The organism is Megasphaera sp. ASD88, assembly GCF_002287425.1.
GTDB classification, from domain to species: domain Bacteria; phylum Bacillota; class Negativicutes; order Veillonellales; family Megasphaeraceae; genus Megasphaera; species Megasphaera stantonii.
The window spans coordinates 1-1,309 of sequence record NZ_NQXW01000055.1; the positions used below are offsets into that span (position 1 = coordinate 1).

1 protein-coding gene is annotated in these 1,309 nt (G+C 55.5%); it reads right to left on the reverse strand.

What is annotated here, in order from left to right:
- Positions 1 to 1,154 (reverse strand): PriCT-2 domain-containing protein (locus CJ260_RS12440; protein ID WP_198947477.1); only part of this gene is annotated, 1,154 nt, incomplete at its 3' end.
- Positions 1,155 to 1,309 lie beyond the last annotated feature (155 nt).

Genomic DNA, 1,309 nt, shown 5'->3' on the forward strand with positions numbered 1-1,309 from the left:
ACCAGTTCAATCAAAGCATAGGACTTCCCGGCCTTCGACGGCCCGGCAATCATCATTTTATGGCCCTGCCGCAGTACGCCGTCGATGAGGGCCGGCGATAAGGGCGGCATATGGTTCCAGACATCGCACAGGCTTTCCGGATCGGGCAGATCGTCGTTGACTGCCTCAATCCATTCACGCCATTCCTGGAAAGTTTCCTTTCCCAGGTTGGTATCGATGAGGAACTGTTTCTTGCCATCCCGCAGGACGCCAGGCATCCGGGACAACCGGGACGGGTTTCGGTTCTGCGTATCAATGGCCAAGCCGTTTTTGCGGCAGATGGCATAAAGGTAGTCAACGCGCTTCCGATATTCTTCATAGTTGCCGGCATCGATGTGGACGATGGCATGCACGCTTTTCCCGCCGCTATAGACCAGGCAGGCAACTGGCAGTTCCAGCTGTCGGATGATTTCGTTCTGCTTTTCCAGTTCCATAGAATCGGATTCTACCAGGGCATAGCGGAAGTCCGTCACGTTTTCGTTGCGGACGCCTTTGCCATCCAGTGGGTTGAACCGGATCCACGCGCCAGCCTTGGGATTATAGTCTCCCAAGACCGCGCCCAAGTCCCCGTCACAGACTGTCAGCTCTTCAATGAGTTCCCCTGCAGTACGGCCGTAGTTCCCTTTGTTCGGCAGGAACTTCCCGTCTTTCTCCCAGGAACTCGTTACATAGCCGACGTAGTCGGTACTATCGAACAGTGTTGACAGATACTTGATGAGATCTTTGACCGGGTCCCAGTTATCGCCGGGGGCTTCCAGTTCGCGCCCTTCGACCCAGTTTTTATCGACGATGACTTGGTCATCCCGTTCGGGAATTAAGTCATCCCAATCATAGGCGATGTCAGGGCCTGCTGATGCGGTCCAGCCGCCCCGCTTCGCCATGTCGACAATGGTGGCGCCTGTAACTAATGAAGTAGCGGTATTGTCGAAGGTGTTCCATTTCCGGACACATTCGCCGGGGTGATACCGGCCGGCATCGCGAAGGCTCCAAGTGTCCCAGTCGGTGACGCTGTAGCCCTCCAGTTTTAATGCCATGCCTACATTTACCCACTCCTGATACGTACAGAACGACGGGTCGATATAGTCCAGGAGGGGTATAAGATTGATATTTTCCAATATGCCCGCCATCCTTTATTCTGGCTGGTACGTCGCCGGCGTAATATCCCGCGGAATCCGCCAGCCGCAGGCCGCGATCCGGCCAATCATCTGCGTGGCTGCTGTAAAGCTCCACGTCCCTACATGCTGGAACCCGCGGGCTTCAAGTAACCGGA